This window comes from Paenibacillus sp. Y916 (assembly GCF_056786435.1).
In genome coordinates this window covers 1-18,691 of sequence record NZ_JBXCJA010000010.1, presented here as the reverse complement: position 1 = coordinate 18,691, position 18,691 = coordinate 1, and the positions used below count along the sequence as shown (strand labels likewise).

Below are 18,691 nucleotides of genomic sequence, written 5' to 3'. Positions count from 1 at the left end.
GATATGACCGAGGATTCACACATGTTAACGCTTACAATTCAGTAATTCGAACATTACTCTACCTTGTTTGCGGACATATTTCTACCTTCCTGAGCTACTGAACGGTACTCACTAGGAAGTAGCCCAGTGTGCTCACGGAAGGAGCGACTGAAATATTTATCATCTTCGTATCCAACATTGTTGGCAATCCACGAAATTGTCTTATTACTGTAAAGCAGATAATGTTTCGCTTTTTCCATGCGTGCTTGTCGTAGATATTGATTGAAGTTATCTCCGATGATCCCTTTGAAGCATTGACTGAAGTAACTTCGACTCATATTAATCCTTTGGGCCATGTCTGCTGCCGTTATTTGTTGATCAATTTCCTCATGGATTAAATCAACCGCCTTCATAATACACTTAATGACCTCCGTTGAAAATGTAATCCTTCCCAATGCCTGGCGAATATGATTGCGCATTTGATCAATCCAGACTTCAACCTGTTGCCAGGAGTCTAATGATTCCTCTAGTTGTACAGATATGGGGATGATTTTGGAAAACAGATGATTCCAACGATCTACTTGTACATACATAAATCCGATTAACTTCGCTTGTGACAGGTGATGATACTTTAACTCCTCTACATTTTTGCGATATACAATATCTTGAAAAACCCACTCCATTGACTCCCAGCTGGCCTTTAGCGCGCCGATATCCTCTTCCGTACCTGCTTGTTCTACACAATCGCGAGTTCGCATCGACTTCTCTATGAATCTCATAGACGGATTGTAATCATAGAAGAACTCCTTATCCTTGTATTCTCGTATCCACCCATAGACTTCTTCGGCTGTTCGATTCAGAATGCCACTGAGCTTAATCATGACCCAATCCGAACTGGCATCCATCTCCTTCACGAGATTCTCCAACAAGCGTTCACCCTCTGAACTACTCGATGGCAAACAAAAGAATAAGTTAAGCCCTAATTCTTTCAGGCTACTATTATAATTTGACACCCAACTCCTTACTCTATTGCTGGCAGAAACACGATCCATTGAAATTAACATATAGCCATAATCAATGGAGAATAGCTCATCATCCGGTCTATCGCGCTGATCCTGTTCCATAATCCGGTTATGAATTCGTCCAAGGACCTCCTCGAAGCGTTCCTTCTCAAGTTGGACTTTCGCAATGTAATCTATTGCCCCTAGCCTCATCGCTTCTTGTATATATTCGAAATCCTGATGGAGCGTTAGTACAACAATATGCACATGGGAATATTTCTTCCGAACAATTCGCATCAGATCAATGCCAGACATGACAGGCATGGACAGATCCGTAAGCATTAAATCAACTTCATTCCCAGCTAGAAATTCTAACGCCTTCTCACCGTTACTCGCTTCTCCAACAACCTGCATTTCGAAATCACCCCAAGGCATAGCAGATATCAGCCCTTTGCGAACCAACTTATCATCATCAACGACAATCACTCTAATCATGATTTATTACACCTCCAATAGGTAAACTTAGGTGAATGGTTGTTCCTTTATTAATTTCACTAGTTACTCTAAGTTCTGCTTGTCCGCCGTAATAAATCTCAATCATGCGCTTCACATAGTTCATACCAATTCCCATACCCACCTTACGATTCTCAGCTTCTGGGGTATGAAGTAAATTATGAATTTTCTCCTCCGACATCCCGGCACCATTATCCCGAATGGATATGTCAACTTTATCCGTTAGCCGAACATCAACTTCGATATAACCATCATCTGTTAATCCATGATACAGTGAATTCTCTACAAGCGGCTGCAAAATGAACCGTGGAATGGGTATCTTCAATACTTCTTCATCTACATATATATGCACAGCAAACTGAAAGTCGTACCGAATCTGCTGAAGGATCAAGTATTGATTAACAGCCTCAATCTCTTCTTGAATAGTAGAAGTCTCACCGAGTTTCCCTAGATTATAATGTAACAACTTATTCAAAGATGAGACGAGACGGTCAATCTCATCTTGGCCATTCATGACCGCTAACCAATGGACGGTATCAAGCGTGTTCATCAAGAAATGAGGATTAATTTGATGTAATAATTTCTCCACTTCAAGATCAGCCCTGCGCTTCTCTTTCACCTCCACCTCTGCGAACAATTCCCACGTTTGTTTCTTCATTTGTTGAAATTGATTCAATAGAAAATCAAATTCTGGTATTCTGGTCTTCACCGTAGCCGTTTGAGCTTCATTCTGTGCCATGAGTTCAATCTCTTTATTGAATGCATTCAAAGGGCGATATACCATTTTCCACAGTAACCATGCCAGGAATAAAGTCATCCCAAGGAATAGCCAGGAGAACAAGGAGATTTGTACGAACCATCTATTCATTTCTTTGTTATAGTCAGATTTAGGAATAAGAGATATGACACTCCAACCTTGATTGCTTATCTCCTTATACCAATAATACCCATTCTCTTCACCAGACAATTGATCTTTATCAAAATGGGGAAACAACGTGTCCATCTGGAAATCAGCAGTAGCATCACTATAGGCAATTCTTCCATCATTATCTAGAAATACATAAGATGTTGCGCCACCAATGGCATCGTTATGAAGAATGCTTTGTGTTAACTGAAATCCCGTTTCTATATAAACATAGACATCATTAAGATTAGGCAGATCCACTTTTCGCATAGCAGATAATACATAGCCATTGTCAAAACGATTGTTGCTAACATGCGGACCATAATAGGATATCTTACTATATTCCGCTAGTAGAGGCAGTTCCTTCGGAGAAAACTGTTCCTTCACGCCTGAATTTTCGAGTTCATAACTATCATCATTCAGAAAATAATAAAGGGTTAGTCCGATACTGGGGTTTGTAAAAGTGATGAGACCTAGTTCTTCCTTCAGATCACTTAGCATTGTTGAACGTTCAAAAGGCTCGTCAGTAGACAGAAAGTCATCGAGCTTATTGCCAATGATTCCACCAAATGCAAGTTGTTGTGACACATGATTTAGATTGTTGACCGAATTCTCCAAAGAAAGCTCCACTTGTCTTAGATTGTTCTGAATACCCGTTTGAATTTTATTCGTAAGGATAGAGTAGATCGTGAAGTAGGATATTAGAATGATGCTCACAAAAGGAATCAAGAAGCTAGACAAGAAAATAATGATGATTCTTTTCTTTAACGTCAGATAATCATAGAGATACCGTTGCAATCTATTTCTAAGTCCCGTCATGATAGCACTTCCTCTTCAGTGAACGACATTTGTGTAGATTAGATTATTAAGAGATTAACATAGCATTTTTAAAAACAAAAGACCCATTGAGCTTTTCTCAACGGGTCAATATTATTGTATGATGCTACTTATGTTTAAAATTATTCCTTCACCGAACCCATGATGAGCCCGGACGCGAAGTATTTCTGCAAGAATGGATACACCAGTAGAATGGGCAACGCTCCAATGAAAATTTGCGCTGATTTAACTGTTTTGGTAGAGATCAATTCCATTTCTTTCGGATTAATACTCATAGAGCTCATGTCCCTCTGGATTATAACCGTCTGTAAAAAGGTAGCCAGCGGATAATCCTTCGAATTATTAATGTATAGTAGCCCATCAAACCATGAGTTCCATTGGGTCACCATACTGAACAGTGCAAGTGTTGCAATGGCCGGCAAAGAAACGGGTAAATAGATACTGAACATGACGCGAAAATGCCCCGCCCCGTCGATTAAGGCCGCTTCTTCTAGCTCCTTGGGTACTCCTCTGAAAAAGTTGAGCATTAGAATGGTGAGATATACATTGACTGCACCCGGTAGCACGAGAACCCAGAAGGAATCCATAAGTCCGATCTTCTGAATAACGATATAGAATGGAACTAGCCCTCCGCTGAAGATCATCGTGAATACAAATAGCCATGAATATACCGTTCTACCCCGAAATACTGAACTCTCTTTAGATAACGGATACGCCGCAAGAAAAGATAGAAGAAGTGTGAGTCCTGTTCCGATAACCGTTCTTTTAATCGATACCCAGATGGAATGTAGGAAAATGGGGTTAGCCATCGTTTTTTTATAAGATTCTATCGTGAAGTCAATCGGCCATAATCCAACTAAATTGGCATCTGCTGCGGCTTTCGAACTAAAGGATACTGCTAACACATGAACTAGCGGAACAATACATAACAATGCAACGGCGATCATGAAGCAAATATTAATAATATTAAATACACGGAATGATAATGTTTTGTGATACATCAATGACCTCTCCTTTCTCTAGAAAATTCGATAGTTTGCCCATTTATAAGCTAAGCGGTATGAGATTAGAATAAGAATCATACTGATCACAGACTTGAAGAGACCAATAGCTGTTCCGAAGCCCATCTCCCCATTCAGGATTGCTGTCCGATATACAAAGGTATCAATGATGTCACCCTTCTCGTATACCAAGGAATTGTATAAGTTGAAGATCTGGTCGAATCCAGCATTCAGTACATTCCCAAGCGCTAATGTACCTACAACTACAGCAATAGGTATCATGGAAGGGACCGTTATATGTATCGTTTGTCTTAAACGACTCGCCCCATCCATTTCCGCAGCCTCATAGAGAGATGGATTAATGTTAGCCAAGGCCGCTAAGAACACAACCGTTCCAAATCCGAATTCCTTCCAGACATCGGATACGATAACCGTAAATCTGAACCAATCCCCATTACCGAGAAAGAAGATCGGTTCAATTCCAAATACAGAGACCAACGTCCGATTGACGATTCCTCCATCTGTAGACAGAATATCAAGTAATATCCCCCCTAGAATGACCCAGGATAAGAAATGGGGAAGGTAGACTAACGTTTGAACGAATCGCTTGAAATGCAACTTACGAAGTTCGTTAAGCAATATAGAGAATACAAATGGTACTCCTAGATTAAATATTAATTTGAATACGGCAATAACAAGTGTATTCCAAATAACCTGAACGCTGTCTTGCCTTTCAAATAAGTAGCGGAAGTTATCCCAACCCACCCAATCAGATCCTGTTATTCCGAGCCAAGGCTTGTAATTCTGAAATGCCATCACGATGCCGCCCATTGGAATAAAGCTAAAAATAATAAGAAATATTAGCGAAGGCAATATCATCAAATGGAATTGCCAGCTCTTCTTAAAAGTTCTCATAGGTTCGCCCCTTACTTGTCTCTAGTGTCATATGTCTTGACAACAAAATTATATCAATCTCTTTTTCCTAAGAGTAGCTAACAAAAGCAATATAAATGGTACGATTCCAACCTTTTCCCTTCCAAAGTTTCATTCTAAACGCAAAGATCCCAGAACCACATATTGGTGGTCTGGGATACTGCTTCAATCTATTTTATTTCACCGTATCGTACCAAGCATTTACTTCCTGCGTAATTTGATCTCCACCTGAGGACTTCCATGTCTCAACAAACTTATCGAAGGAATCTACTGGCTTGTCACCATAAATAATTTCATTAAATGCTTGGCTCTCAATTTTGTTCAAGTAGTCCATCTTGGATTTCATTGTATCTGTCGTCGGACCTGTGAATAGATTCTTCATCGATGTACTATCCTGTTCCAATAGTACTTTTGCAGCTGCAGGCGTCTGCGGACCATAGTTATTCTTCACTTCTAGTTCAAGTCTCGTCTTAGGCTCTCCACCGTTCGCAAGATTCAAGAGTGCCTTCATCTGAGCGTCCGGAATACGCGCTCCGTCACGAACAAGTAAGTAACGAATACTATTTACATACCCACCTGGAATGTCATCTAAATGAAGCGCAGTACCACTTGCATCTACATCATAGTCATAACCTTTAAATAGACCATTATCAAATTGACTGCCTACTTCAGGATCGGCTAAGTTGTTAAACATGTAGTTCTGATACGTAAAGAATGCTTCTGGATTCTTCATATCTTTGTTAATCAACACGACACCGTTCGTGAAATGTGTTCCATGTCTACCTGCAACACCGTCGGGCCCCGTAGGAATTCCAATCGGGTTCCATACAGCTCCTTCTACATTCTTCGCCGTATCCAACAACGGCCAGCCACTCATCCAATAAGGTCCTGGAATAATCCCTGCCGTTCCTGCAACAGCTGGCTCAGAGGCTTTATTCTCGTCCCATAACGCTGCCTCTTTAGGAATATAACCTTTCGTGAACCACTCATTTATTTTCTGTAACGCTTGTTTACTACCTGAGTTAATAGAGCCATATTCAAGCTTACCATCTGCACCTAAATTCCATTGTTGCGGCATGGTACCATATGCCCCAAATATCCATGACGGATCAGCCATCCATGTGTTCATTGCATTTTTGAAGCCAATACTAAGTGGAATGACTTCATTAGGAGCAAGTCCATCCGGATTACGGTTCTTGAATGCCTCCATAACAACCTCTAATTCATCAAGCGTCTTCGGAACATCCAGACCTAACTTATCTAGCCAATCCTGACGAATCCACAGTAAATAATCGTGATTGTATGCATAGTCCAATACTGGAATCCCCATCTTCTCACCATTACGGACGTAAGGATCCCATACGTGATTGTCAATCTCAACCGCTTGCTTCCATGTATCTGAAGCATATTCATCAAAGAGGGACCCCACTTCTCTGAATAATCCTGAATCAATTAAGTCCTGAGCAAGCTGCGCGTCGCCAATCGTTACGACATCCGGCATCTTTTGTCCCGATGCCATCGACAATCTCATCTTTGTCGCAAACGCACCATTGGTATCCGTCACAGACCACAATGATTTAATCTCAATACCCAGTGTCTCTTTAGCCCATTTAATAGCTACATTATTCTCAATCGTCTCACCATTCTTAAATTTAAGTTCTGGATCTACTCCCCAGACTGTTGTTATCGTCACAGGTGTATCATATTTATCTTTGTATGCGCTCTCATTAGTTGCCGATTCATTGGTGGTTGGTGCTTTCGTTGCAGTTGTTTGTTCTTCCCCATTCTTATTACCCGAACATCCAGCCACAATGACCATCACCATCATCATACAGAGCGACAGCAATAATCCTTTCTTTGAGAAGGTCTTCATCCTTCATCCCCCTTATATTTCTTAGTAACAAGTTTGTAGGTACAACTATAATTATAGGGGGGGATTCTCCGTCAGCCTATGTCACGAACTTAAGATTTCTGCACCTTTAACAACTATATTAGACTTCTGACGAGATTTACGTTAATGTTCACGATATTCATGTGGTGTTACACCATAGTGCTTTTTAAATATTTTACTGAAATATTGAGGATTCTGATAACCAAGCTCACTCGTAATCTCATATATCTTCATATTGCTATTCTTCAACAGATATAATGCCCGCTCCATACGCATCCGAATGATATAGTCACTCAAGCTTTCTCCGGTCTCCAACTTATAAATCTTCGATAGATATACGGGGTGAAGAAACACCTTATCCGAGATCATCTTTACTGAGGTGTCCTGCCCCATATCATTCGCTACTATTTCATGTACCTGTTTAATAATATAACTGTTCGTATATTTGTCATTCGTATATAACTCCTTCTTCAACTTATCCATCATTTCAGTGGACCAGTTTCTTAATGTCTCTAGCGAATGAACAATTCTCTGGTCGATGAATAGATCGAACCCAGAATGGTCAATTTGATGCATGAACACACCATGCTTATGCGCAATATATAAGAATGCATTCGTTACGGATAAGAAGACTTCATACAAATGCTCACGCATAAAAGAAACCTGCTCCATATCTCGGAATACACTGTCTATTTTGTCCTGCGCAGTCTCCCATTGCTTGGATTCTAACAAATGAATAAGTGTCGGCGGCTTGTATAACATCTCAATAGACTTAATAACTAAATCTGTACCCTGCGATGGATCCTCTAGAAATAATAGTTTGTGCGGACCACCCGTCTCTGCCGTGAAGATAGCACTCAACCCCGCTCGATATGCCGCAGTTATACCTGCTGGGAACTCGAACCACTCTGATAGTACGATCGAGATATCACCCTTCAGATAATTACTCACATTTCTCTGAAGGATTTGGACAAGCTCTGTCAGTTTCTCTCTAGAACTCTGATGAGACTTCTCCTTCGGTGCCGCCATAATAATGAGGCAATCATGCGGTGATTTACTATGCCATATATGATAATACTCAGAGAAGACTTCCTCCGCTATGTTCCCAATCGCATATTCCATAAGTGAGATAGAATGGTGATCCATTCCTGCGAATGTTCGAGGTAAAGGAATAAGCATCATCATCGCATGCTCGTCTACTCGAAGTGGAATCTCATATTGCAAACATTTATTACGAATACTTTTGGATGATAGTGTCCGCCCAAGTAGCAAATCATGCATCAGATTAGCCTTTAATACCGTAAGATCTGATTTGCGATCATATAACAACTGTTGGTATCGTTCGGCCTGCTCCCATTCATCTTGGAGATCTTCAATCGCACTAGATATACTTGCTACAAATTCATCATCATTAACGGGCTTCAATATATAATCAAACGCTTGGAGCTGAATCGCTTTCCTTGCATATTGAAAATCTGAATGGCCCGTAAGTAAGATACAGCGAATGTCTTTCCAACGTTCTGCAATCAGTTCCACAAGTTGTAACCCATCCATTTCTGGCATCCGAATATCTGTCACTACGATATCTATCGCTTGCTCTTCTAACACCTGTAATGCCTCAGCGGCAGAACTAGCTTGATATACTTGACTAATCCCCATCTCACTCCAATGAATGGTCTGTTCTATACTGTCGGTCACATATGATTCATCATCAACCAGTAGTAATTCAATCATTCTATCTCCCCCTGGATATCCCAATACAATACTGCTCTCAGTCCGCCTAACTCCGAATTGGATAATGCAAGACCTGAACCGTCCCCATACCTAAGTTGCATTCTTTGTTGCACATTCCATAGTCCATATCCCACTCCCTCTTCTACTGGTTGGGTTAGCTTATACTGTAGAGATAATAGCTCCTGTGCCTTCATTCCCTTGCCATTATCCTCCACAATTAGAGTTATTCCGCGTTGATCGGTCACTCCCGTAATTCTCACTATACCTGGTCCAGCCTTGCTCTCAATCCCGTGGATGATAGCATTCTCTACTAACGGCTGGATAATAAGTAGAGGAATATCCAATTGTTCAATCATACTGGGTAGATCAATCGAGTAATCAAGACGACTCATTCTCATCTTTTGGATCTCCAAATAATTCTTAATGAAATCCATTTCCTCTCGTAGGGGAACTAAGTCCCGCTCCTGACGGGTCGTATAGCGATAATAGTTAGACAAGTTCTCAGACATAGCCACAACGGCTTGGAAATTCTTAAGCTTAGCCATACTCGATATAAAAGAGAAGCAATTATAGAAGAAGTGGGGGTTAATCTGAGATTGCAACTGCTTCAATCGGGCCTCCCGCACATGAATCTTCTCCATATATACTCTCTCGAATAGTTCTTGCATCTGAGCTACCATTGAATTAAACCTAGTAAATACGAAGCTGAATTCACTCTTCCCTCGGGGGACCATGCGAACAGAATAATCACCATTCTTCAAAAGCTGAAATCCATGTACAAGCTTCTTCATAGGCACCTGAACCTGATCATATAACAAGTAAGAGGATATAGAACTCATCAAGAGTAACGCCCCAATCGCTAAATAAAATAACTGGTTGGATTGCTCAATCGGATGCATGATATCTGACAGCGGCATATAATCTATTAAATACCATCCCGTCGTATTCGATAACACAATGTTGACCATGTAACTTTCTCCATCTAGTTCTACCTTCCGATGCTCTGTATCCTGTTGGAAATCTGACTTCTCCAGTTCTTGGATGAGTAATCCTGCCAGTTCATGATTGGCAGTACGATTATAAATGACGCCTACATCTTTCTTGTAATAGAATGGATCACGACGTCCATCACTTTTAAATTTATCAAGCATCTCCTCAAGACTCCGACTGCTGAACCTAATCTCAACGATGAGATTAGCATCTTCTGGTTGAGTGAATGCCGAGTAAGGAGCAACCGTAAACATTGAGAATTGAAAATGCTCTTCATCACCTTCCCCCTGCCTACTAACTTGCCACCCAGGTGAAATCTGTCTTTTTAAAACTTCAATATCATAATGTTTCACATCGTTAAGCGAGACCACTCTGCCTAATGACACCGAATAGATCAACAATTCACTTTTCCAATTCAGCGAACTTTGTTGGAGACTTAATTTCTCCTGAATCCGCTTCACTAAAGTGATTGCATCTAGATTAAGATAAGGCTCGTTCATATATATATCACGAAAACTCGATATATCCGGATCATGGATCAATTGATTAGGTAACAAGGATAAGCGTTCAAAGTTCATATTGACTTGGCTCTGAAAGAACGTCGACTGACTCTCATTGGATTTATTCAATTCTGTCCTTAGAACTCCTGTAGTCGTCTGATTCGAATAGAAATACAAACCTACAATAGGTAACAACATCATTAGAATCATCAGCAAAATTTTCTTATACAAGTTATACCTAGGCATGCACAGATTCCCACCCTACTCATTCATAATATTCTCCATTCATTGTAAGCGCATTAGTTACTGACTAACAGACCCATAATGAAATATTTCTGCTGTTATTGAAACGGATTATATGAAAACTAGATTTTTGTCCGAATGTTGGATATGATAAAACAAGATTTGTTATAAATGAGAGTTCAAAAGATGACTTTTGAACAACCTCTATAAAGGAGTGGGACAAGTATTATGAACAAGAAATATGTATTCATGCCTCTAATCACCTTGATTACGGCTGCGCTTTTACTAGCCGGTTGTGGTAACGACGATTCAGCTGCTAATCAACCGACAGAACAGCCAGTCACGAAGAGTTGGAGTAGCCCTCCAGCCATGGAGATTGACAGTGCCAAATCATATGAAGCTGAAATGACAACTTCAAAAGGTACTTTCACGATTGAACTGTTCGCAAAGGACGCACCACTAACGGTGAACAACTTCGTATTTTTAGCTAGACAAGGATTTTATGATGATGTTATCTTCCACCGTATTATTGAATCCTTTATGATTCAGGGTGGTGATCCAACTGGTACTGGTCGAGGTGGTCCTGGTTATCAATTCGAAGATGAGAAGACAACTTATCAATATGAGCCTGGTATCGTAGCTATGGCTAATGCAGGACCGAATACGAACGGTAGCCAATTCTTCATCTGTACCGGTGAAGACAGCCTATCACTGACACCGGACTACACCATCTTTGGCAAAATAACAAACGGTATGGACGTTGTGTTGGATATTGCTGCTACACCTGTCGATGCTGGGGATTTCCCAACGGAAACGATTCAGATTACAGAAGTCAAAATTACAGAGAAGTAGGTTCCTAACACTTCTCCATCATATTTACAGCAAACAGGGCCTTCGCTTTCCATTAACGGAAAGTGAAGGCCCTGTTTGCTGTACTAGACACATAGTAACAAATGCTAATAACTCATCGTTCAATACTCTCTCAACCACCCTCAGAAAGAAACTTCTGTAGACTTGGGGGAATCGTAAATTGTTGATTATTAATCATAAACTGACTAAGCTCTGCCAAGGAATCCTCAGGGTTAGCATCTTTAATTTCCTTTATTTCATGATGAAGCCGCTCCATCTGAAGATCTAAAGCATTCGCTGATTCTGCAGCGTTCTTTAACTCCATGAGAAGACTCTCTGGAACAGATTGATTATATTTATAGAAGATTTTATGCTCCAGACTTGCCCAGAAATCCATCGCAATGGTCCGAATCTGAACCTCGACACAGACATTCTCCTGCCGATCAGACAAAAACACAGGTACTTCAATCAACAAATGAAGACTGCGATAACCGTTTGGTTTAGGTTTTTTAATATAGTCTTTGACTTCAAGAGTAGTCAGATCTTTCTGATTCTGAAGCATTTCACTAACGCGATATATGTCTGAAATGAAAGAACAAGTTATCCGAAGACCCGCAATATCTTTAATATTATCTTTTATACTCGAAAAATTCATATCATTACTTTTACGAAACATCTTATTCATAATGCTCTCTGGTGACTTTAGACGCGAATTCGTATGTTCAATTGGACTATAATCATGTAAGGTTTCAAATTCTTCCTTCAATATATTAACCTTAGTCTCCATCTCTTCCAATGCGAATTTGTAAGTGAGCATGAATAAGGTGATGTCATGCCTGAATTTTTTGAGTTGGTCTATCTGATAATTCTGTTCCATTCCTATTCTTCCTTCCCCTGTTGGCTTCCTTCATTTCCAGTATAACATTCGGAGTTCGAGAAAACGAATAGTGCATATCACAAGATTAATTCTTAGTATTAGACATCAACCCACGCTTAGGTTTGAGCTTATACAGCCTTGAGTTGGGTCCCTTAAGAGATACTTTCTGGGTTCTCAATTGGTATAATATGATCCACATGCACCAACCTATGGACTATCGTATTGTTCGACTGCTCGCTCATTTGATTCGTCACCCAGAAAGTCGCGAATCCGTCGAGTCCCTCACATTCTATGGATCATTCATGATTTTATCCTATCATACTGATATTGGTGTGGTACATATCTACCGATCCTCTTTCCCTGTTGTTCTTTAACCATGCTGTAGTTTAATAACCTTGTTCTCAAGGCATTACCGTCGCATGAGAGAGCTTCACATGTAAAAAAAGAGGCTCATTCCCATGTTTGGTATGAGCCTTCTATAAGTTTATCAAGTGTTTATACACCTATGAATTCAATCTAACTATTTTAATAATTTCTCCATCTCAGCCTTTTTCTTATCCAGCACTTGATTCGCTTTTATGCACTTTTCTTCACCGATTCGCTTGGACATCAGTTCGATGAATTCAGCAACTCCAGTAGTACCGTCCGGTATGCGAATCTTACCTTGAGGGCTCTCAATTGTAAATTGCCCTCCGTAAAAGCGTGTATGCCCTACATTTGTAACCTCTGAATAAAGAATTGTACGTTTACTAAACCATTTCTTGCCCCTCACTTCGGAATTGCTGGCTACCACTTGGTAGGTCACATAATCTACCCACAGGAATGTAAAAAAGGCGGTGATCCCTCGCACCACGTATACAAAATCTCTATCTTCTGCCATATCCGGCGTAAATGAAAAACCAACAGATAGCCATCCTAATATGAGTCCTACATGGATAAGGATCGCCCACCATTTTATTTTACGAAATACCATATCACCTGAGGCGTTGACTTTTGCCGGGCGAAAAGGTGCTTTAAGCATTATTTCTATAAATTTGTTCGTTAATAATCGATTCATTGTTTATCCCCTGCCTACTGATTTTTTTTCACTCTATGGTTTACTAATTAGTCACTGTAACACTTACATTAATGTTGTATCCGTCTATGAGACTACTTACTTTCCGGTCGAAGCTTGAAAGTATCGCATTCTTTCCGCCTGTCGTAACTTTCCCCTTCAAATCACTATCAATCTCCGAATTCTGTTCACGCAAAATCTGGAGTATATCATCTGCGGTTACTTTAACATTCTCTGCTCCTCCTCCAAAATCGTGAAGGTTAGCCCACAGTTCGCTCTTTCTACGAGCCTCGTCCGCGGCATATTCATTATAATGCGCAATATCTTCTATTAATGGAGTATACAAATCCTCATATTGTTTCAAATCAAAATCCAATATATTCTCATCACTTACACCTGCCATGGAGAAAGCATCTTGTATTTCTTGTGATCTAAGGATGATGCTCATAGCATAATAACGTATTAACAAATCTTGCTCTTTTAACATTTCAGCATTCTGGTATTTGCGTTCAGTTGTGATCTGTGAGAGTTCAATCATATATTGCTCTGCTGCTTCTATATATTGCTCAAAAAGTTCTACAGCGCGGATATGTAATTCTTTACCTCGCTTAAAATTATCACTTAAATATTTGTCCTCAGAATAATAAGTCTGTATCTCATTAGTGGTATTCATTAAATCTACAATAACGGGAACTAACTGTTGTACCTTCTCATCTATAACCCCGTAGGATGGCTCCAGTGAGGCATACTTAAGTATGTCATTCATTGACCCAATAACCCCCGAAAAAAATGGTACATTTGAATACCCGTCAAAATCGTCCTCCATATATATTTCTTTGTCTACACCGAACTCCTTGAAATAAACACTAACCATAGATTCTAAAAAGCCCCCATTGATCACATGATTACTCAGATCTATATAGGCATTGTACTTATTATAATCTTCCTTTTCCTCACTCTCCTCTTGCTTCTGAGTAACAGCCGAATTGCTACAAGCTACTACCCCGCTTATTAAGATCATCATACATAGAAGTAAAATAATAGCCCTTTTCACAGTATAACCCTCTCTCCTTTATTCCAATTTTTCCTTTACATCTATTTATCGGAAGAATTACATTATTTGTGAATAGAAACCCTAAAAAGTGGATATCACTTAGGGGATATCAACAGATAATACAATTACAGAAAAAGGTCGATCATGGTGGTATTTGACCATGATCGACCTTTTTCTATAACGCTTTGGCTTTATTTAAGTTATGCTTTTCAAGCATACATGTTAGTACATGGAAATCAAGAAATCTATCAAATTTCGCGGCTTACTGAAGCGTGAAGTATCGGAGATGCAAATACAGGGTATCCAAACTTGCCGCTTTAGGTCCCATCAAATACTGAGCCAGGTATTATCGAAATGCTTACTTTTGCTCTTTCATATAGAGGACACCTATTCTGTGTGGTAGTGGAATTACTTAAAATGTTTATATTGTAAGTTCCTTTTTTAATTTACATCATTTATACTATAGTCACCTAGCAAAAAATGCGCTCATCTACGAGAAGGTAGCGAAAGCAGTTATCTTTTTGAAAGCGCTTTTTTTGTTGAGGTGTTAAAAGATCGGAAGGAGATGAGGCCAAATAGGAATCTAGTAGAGAGAGTTACAACGGTTTGGAGTGACGCGAGCGAACACTATACTAGTATTTTATTAAGAGGAGGTACTATTATGTTCAAAGCAAAACTATTAAAAGGGGCAGTGTCCCTGGCGCTCTTCAGTACGTTGTTCTCCATTCCGATAATGCCTATCGCCAGTGCTGCCGATGCCAACTGCACGAACGGTTACGTAGGCTTGACGTTCGACGATGGACCCAATACTGGTAATACGACAAATCTTCTCAATGCGCTGAAGCAGGCTGGCTTACGCGCAACGATGTTCAACCTCGGGCAAAACGCGCAGAACAACCCGTCTCTGGTGCGGGATCAAGTATCAGCGGGCATGTGGGTCGGCAACCACTCCTATACGCATCCGCATATGACTACATTAAGTAGCTCGCAGATGTCGTCAGAAATCACGCGGACGCAGCAGGCGATCCAGTCGGCTACCGGAACCGCACCGAAGCTGTTCCGTCCGCCGTATGGCGAGACCAACGCGACCTTAAAGTCCATCGAGACCCAAAACGGTCTTACCGAAGTGATGTGGAACGTTGACTCCCAGGACTGGAACGGCGCCAGCACCGCCCAGATCGTAGCCGCCGCGGGCAGGGTGCAAAACGGCGACGTGATCCTGATGCATGACCAGTACCAGACTACGCTCCAAGCGATCCCTCAGATCGCGCAGAACCTCAAGAGTCGCGGCCTTTGCTCCGGCATGATCTCGACGAGCACCGGCCGGGCGGTAGCGCCTGACGGTGGCGGTAGTACACCTCCTCCAACCACAGGTACAGCTACGAAAGTGGAAGCTGAGAGTATGATCAAAGGCGGTCAATATACCGGGAATATCAGCTCGCCGTTCAACGGAGTCGCATTATACGCCAACAATGATGTGGTGAAATACACGCAGAATTTCACAAGCGGCGCCCATAATTTTTCACTCCGTGGTGCTTCGAATAACTCGAATATGGCCAGAGTCGACTTAAAAATCGGCGGAGTGACGAAGGGTACCTTCTACTTCGGCGGGAGCAGTCCTGCGGTCTATACAATAAACAATGTCAGCCATGGAACCGGAAATCAAGAGATTGAACTCGTTGTAACAGCCGATAACGGGACATGGGATGCTTTCATTGATTATTTGGAGATCAACTAAAGACCTCGAAGCTATAATTGATCCTTTTGAGTTTTTGATTTAAATCCTGATTGTTTTTTCAAGCAAAATCCCGGCGGGATTATCCCGACGGGATTTTTTGTCGGCATCCTCGCGGTCAAGGACGCTATCTAATTGATCATAAACTCGTGCTGTACTTGCCAAAAATTCGATTTCGGCTCTGCGAAGGTTGAGTTAGTAATTAATTTGTTTAAGCATAAAATTCATTTTTCCAAGATACTCCGCTGGTTGTTTATCGCTTATTTCTTTAAAAATATTTATTATTTCATCTTTTTGTGAGGGTGCTAGTTTCCTTAACACATTAATATATGGTTCAATTAAATCCTCTGAATTTAGAAGAGTTTTATAGAGCCTTCTCACGCATTTCCTTGCATTTGTTTGCATTCCCGTTATTCCTTGAGTTAATTTATATAAGCCCTCTTCAAGCCCATTGCGTTCAGCAATATAAAAAATAGTCTCTATCACTCCACCTATAATAACAGGTTCGTCTATATCATCATCAAAAATAGTACAAAGAGCAATGATTGCATTATTATCTGCATTTTGTGCTATTTCACTTAGATTGTTTTCTATTATTTCTATGTAATCGCCTTCATTCTCCAAGTAACGCATTTTGTTAATATTATAAATTTCATCCTCTATATTCATTAATATTTCTCCCTTACGGCTTCAGCCACGAGTTCAGAATTCCGCTTTTCTTGAGATGCTTTAAATCAGTTGAAGATAAAAAACATCCTAACAAGAGTACGTATTAAGGATATTCAAATTTTATGGGTCAAATCGGTCCTCTTACTTTCCTTCTCATATAACGTAAGCGTCAAATAGTTATAGGCTTTATTTCCTCAGTCGCTAACTGTGTATTAATTTGGGTCAAATTAATATACGTGTTCATATGTAATAAAACCTCGGCATTATTCTCCGAGGTTCTATTACTATTTTTTAATCATGTAATTTATCAAGAAATTCAGAAAAGTTATCTGCTATATAAAATACATTTTCGCGTGCTTTCTCCTCAGCTTGTTCTTCTGTTATTCCTTCATCTCTCATTAACATCTCTTTTTCTCCTGCATTTTCATGTTCCCAAAAAACTACAATCGGGTCATCTGTATGATTTTTATAATCAAAACAAATTAAGTTTCCTGCTGGGTCAAACGCAATGGGCATTAGTTCTTTTGGTAACGTTCCTTTATATTCATTATAAACAAATATTATATACTCATCATTATTTTCATTAAATGATAATAGAGTACCAAAAACTTTTTCTCGACTTTCTACTTTAAATAACTCTGGTTCTACATTAGCACCATTATTTAATGCAACGCACTTTATATAATCGCTCGGAAAATTAAATCCCAAATCATTACCAATTTTGTTTACAAATTCTTCACTTACAGGTTCATCGGCAAATTGCCATACTATTTTACTCATCTAATCCCATCTCCCCATAATTTATTACCACCTAAATGATTTACCTCATGTAAATTGGATATGACTAACTGCATCTTTCCCGGAATCTGGTGATGATGCCAGGTTAATCCTTGTATTCTTGCTTTTCCTGCATTAATTTGTGCTAACTGTTTTGGAGTAAATATATCTTCAGAAATTTCTCCTTTTTCAAGCGCCTTCTTTAACATATTTGTACATTCTTTAAATTGCATATCATCTGCACCCTTAAACAAACTCTCATCCATTTTAAGTGAAAATTTAACATCATCACCTTTAAATATTGGAAACCCTAAAACATCGTAGTCTACACCTTTCACATGCTTTCCTCCTGCTAATCCTTTATTTATTATATTATTTTTTGACGAAGCATTTAAATGATTATTAACAAGACCTACAACCTCTTTAAATTCTTTAATACTATCATATCCAAACTTTTTAATAGTAGTATCATCTACAACTTTCAAGAAGTCTTCAACGCTGTCATAGCCTTTAGGTACAATTGATCTGTTAATTAGATTTCCATCTATGTCATAGTTATTTCTTATCACTTCATCCACTTCAGATCTATGGACAGCATCTCCTACCTCATCAGCATTCTTCGACATCCGCTCATTCAATTCCTTCTTACCTTGTTCCATCTCGTCCAAGTATCTCTGTTGCTGCTGATTTAACTTTGGATCGGAGCTTTTCGATACATTGGTACTCGGTGGTCCATCGTATGCTAGAACCCGTCCATTAGGATTATTCAGTCCGTTCTTAAGCTCGGTGAACGCTTCTTTGGCTTCTCTTAAGTATCTATTCGCTACTTGAGTGCCAGACTTGGTTAAGTCTCCTATGCGCTTACTGAATTGGCTCGCTGCAGTACGTAGTCCGTTTGCTATCCATGGTGCTACATATCGGATCCGCTCCATCGCTTCCCCAGCAATTCCCTTCAGCATTCTTGCATCCATGATCCCTGCGGTTAATGCTCCTATTGATGCGTCTCCGATAAGTGTTCCCAGACTGAATCCGTCTCTTTCCATCGTCTGCCTTATCACACTCTCGAAGGAATTGGTCACGCCTCCTAATACCATTTTTTGACCAATCACAGCCACTACACCGAATGGTCCGAATATCGCTCCAGATATTG

Annotated in this window: 15 protein-coding genes; 2 read left to right on the top strand and 13 right to left on the bottom strand. The window is 40.0% G+C overall.

Annotation, left to right across the window (positions count from 1 at the left end; translation table 11 throughout):
- Positions 1 to 53: 53 nt before the first annotated feature.
- The 7 genes from AC1TO9_RS18330 to AC1TO9_RS18300 form a co-directional block, all read right to left on the bottom strand.
- A complete protein-coding gene (locus tag AC1TO9_RS18330; protein ID WP_482060104.1) occupies positions 54 to 1,475 on the bottom strand; it encodes a response regulator transcription factor in 1,422 nt (473 codons plus the stop codon).
- A complete protein-coding gene (locus AC1TO9_RS18325) occupies positions 1,468 to 3,216 on the bottom strand; it encodes a sensor histidine kinase (RefSeq protein WP_482060103.1) in 1,749 nt (582 codons plus the stop codon). Before AC1TO9_RS18325 ends, AC1TO9_RS18330 begins: the two co-directional genes overlap by 8 nt.
- Positions 3,217 to 3,356: 140 nt before the next feature.
- Entirely contained in the window at positions 3,357 to 4,235 is an 879-nt protein-coding gene (locus AC1TO9_RS18320) for a carbohydrate ABC transporter permease (protein WP_482056130.1), read from the bottom strand.
- Positions 4,236 to 4,253: 18 nt separating this feature from the next.
- Positions 4,254 to 5,150, bottom strand: coding sequence for an ABC transporter permease (locus AC1TO9_RS18315; RefSeq protein WP_482060102.1), 897 nt, complete (start codon positions 5,148 to 5,150; stop codon positions 4,254 to 4,256).
- 193 nt (positions 5,151 to 5,343) lie between these two features.
- Positions 5,344 to 7,041 carry a type 2 periplasmic-binding domain-containing protein gene (locus AC1TO9_RS18310; RefSeq protein ID WP_482056128.1) on the bottom strand — a complete coding sequence of 566 codons (1,698 nt, stop codon included), beginning with the start codon at positions 7,039 to 7,041 and terminating at the stop codon, positions 5,344 to 5,346.
- A 141-nt stretch (positions 7,042 to 7,182) separates the two neighbouring features.
- Positions 7,183 to 8,793, bottom strand: a complete 1,611-nt coding sequence (locus AC1TO9_RS18305; protein ID WP_482060101.1) for a response regulator — start codon at positions 8,791 to 8,793, stop codon at positions 7,183 to 7,185.
- Positions 8,790 to 10,514, bottom strand: a complete 1,725-nt coding sequence (locus AC1TO9_RS18300) for a sensor histidine kinase (protein WP_482056126.1) — start codon at positions 10,512 to 10,514, stop codon at positions 8,790 to 8,792. Before AC1TO9_RS18300 ends, AC1TO9_RS18305 begins: the two co-directional genes overlap by 4 nt.
- Before the next feature lie 240 nt (positions 10,515 to 10,754).
- On the opposite strand from AC1TO9_RS18300, the gene AC1TO9_RS18295 reads away from it, so the two are divergent.
- Positions 10,755 to 11,378, top strand: a complete 624-nt coding sequence (locus tag AC1TO9_RS18295; RefSeq protein ID WP_482056125.1) for a peptidylprolyl isomerase — start codon at positions 10,755 to 10,757, stop codon at positions 11,376 to 11,378.
- 130 nt (positions 11,379 to 11,508) lie between these two features.
- Here AC1TO9_RS18295 and AC1TO9_RS18290 read toward each other — a convergent pair whose 3' ends face one another.
- The 3 genes from AC1TO9_RS18290 to AC1TO9_RS18280 form a co-directional block, all read right to left on the bottom strand.
- Positions 11,509 to 12,252, bottom strand: coding sequence for a GTP pyrophosphokinase (locus AC1TO9_RS18290; protein WP_482060100.1), 744 nt, complete (start codon positions 12,250 to 12,252; stop codon positions 11,509 to 11,511).
- Positions 12,253 to 12,772: 520 nt separating this feature from the next.
- Positions 12,773 to 13,309, bottom strand: coding sequence for a hypothetical protein (locus tag AC1TO9_RS18285; RefSeq protein ID WP_482056123.1), 537 nt, complete (start codon positions 13,307 to 13,309; stop codon positions 12,773 to 12,775).
- A 43-nt stretch (positions 13,310 to 13,352) separates the two neighbouring features.
- Positions 13,353 to 14,330, bottom strand: a complete 978-nt coding sequence (locus tag AC1TO9_RS18280; RefSeq protein WP_482060099.1) for a DUF3829 domain-containing protein — start codon at positions 14,328 to 14,330, stop codon at positions 13,353 to 13,355.
- 691 nt (positions 14,331 to 15,021) lie between these two features.
- On the opposite strand from AC1TO9_RS18280, the gene AC1TO9_RS18275 reads away from it, so the two are divergent.
- The gene (locus AC1TO9_RS18275; protein ID WP_482060098.1) at positions 15,022 to 16,098 is read left to right on the top strand and encodes a polysaccharide deacetylase family protein; all 1,077 of its coding nucleotides are present in this window, start codon (positions 15,022 to 15,024) and stop codon (positions 16,096 to 16,098) included.
- Between the two features lie 192 nt (positions 16,099 to 16,290).
- Here the strand turns inward: AC1TO9_RS18275 and AC1TO9_RS18270 are convergent, their stop codons facing one another.
- The 3 genes from AC1TO9_RS18270 to AC1TO9_RS18260 form a co-directional block, all read right to left on the bottom strand.
- Positions 16,291 to 16,764 carry an Imm30 family immunity protein gene (locus AC1TO9_RS18270; protein ID WP_482060097.1) on the bottom strand — a complete coding sequence of 158 codons (474 nt, stop codon included), beginning with the start codon at positions 16,762 to 16,764 and terminating at the stop codon, positions 16,291 to 16,293.
- Positions 16,765 to 17,055: 291 nt separating this feature from the next.
- Entirely contained in the window at positions 17,056 to 17,544 is a 489-nt protein-coding gene (locus AC1TO9_RS18265; RefSeq protein WP_482060096.1) for an SMI1/KNR4 family protein, read from the bottom strand.
- Positions 17,541 to 18,167 carry an HNH endonuclease gene (locus AC1TO9_RS18260; protein WP_482060175.1) on the bottom strand — a complete coding sequence of 209 codons (627 nt, stop codon included), beginning with the start codon at positions 18,165 to 18,167 and terminating at the stop codon, positions 17,541 to 17,543. The genes AC1TO9_RS18265 and AC1TO9_RS18260 overlap by 4 nt, the downstream gene beginning before the upstream one ends.
- Positions 18,168 to 18,691: the final 524 nt, after the last annotated feature.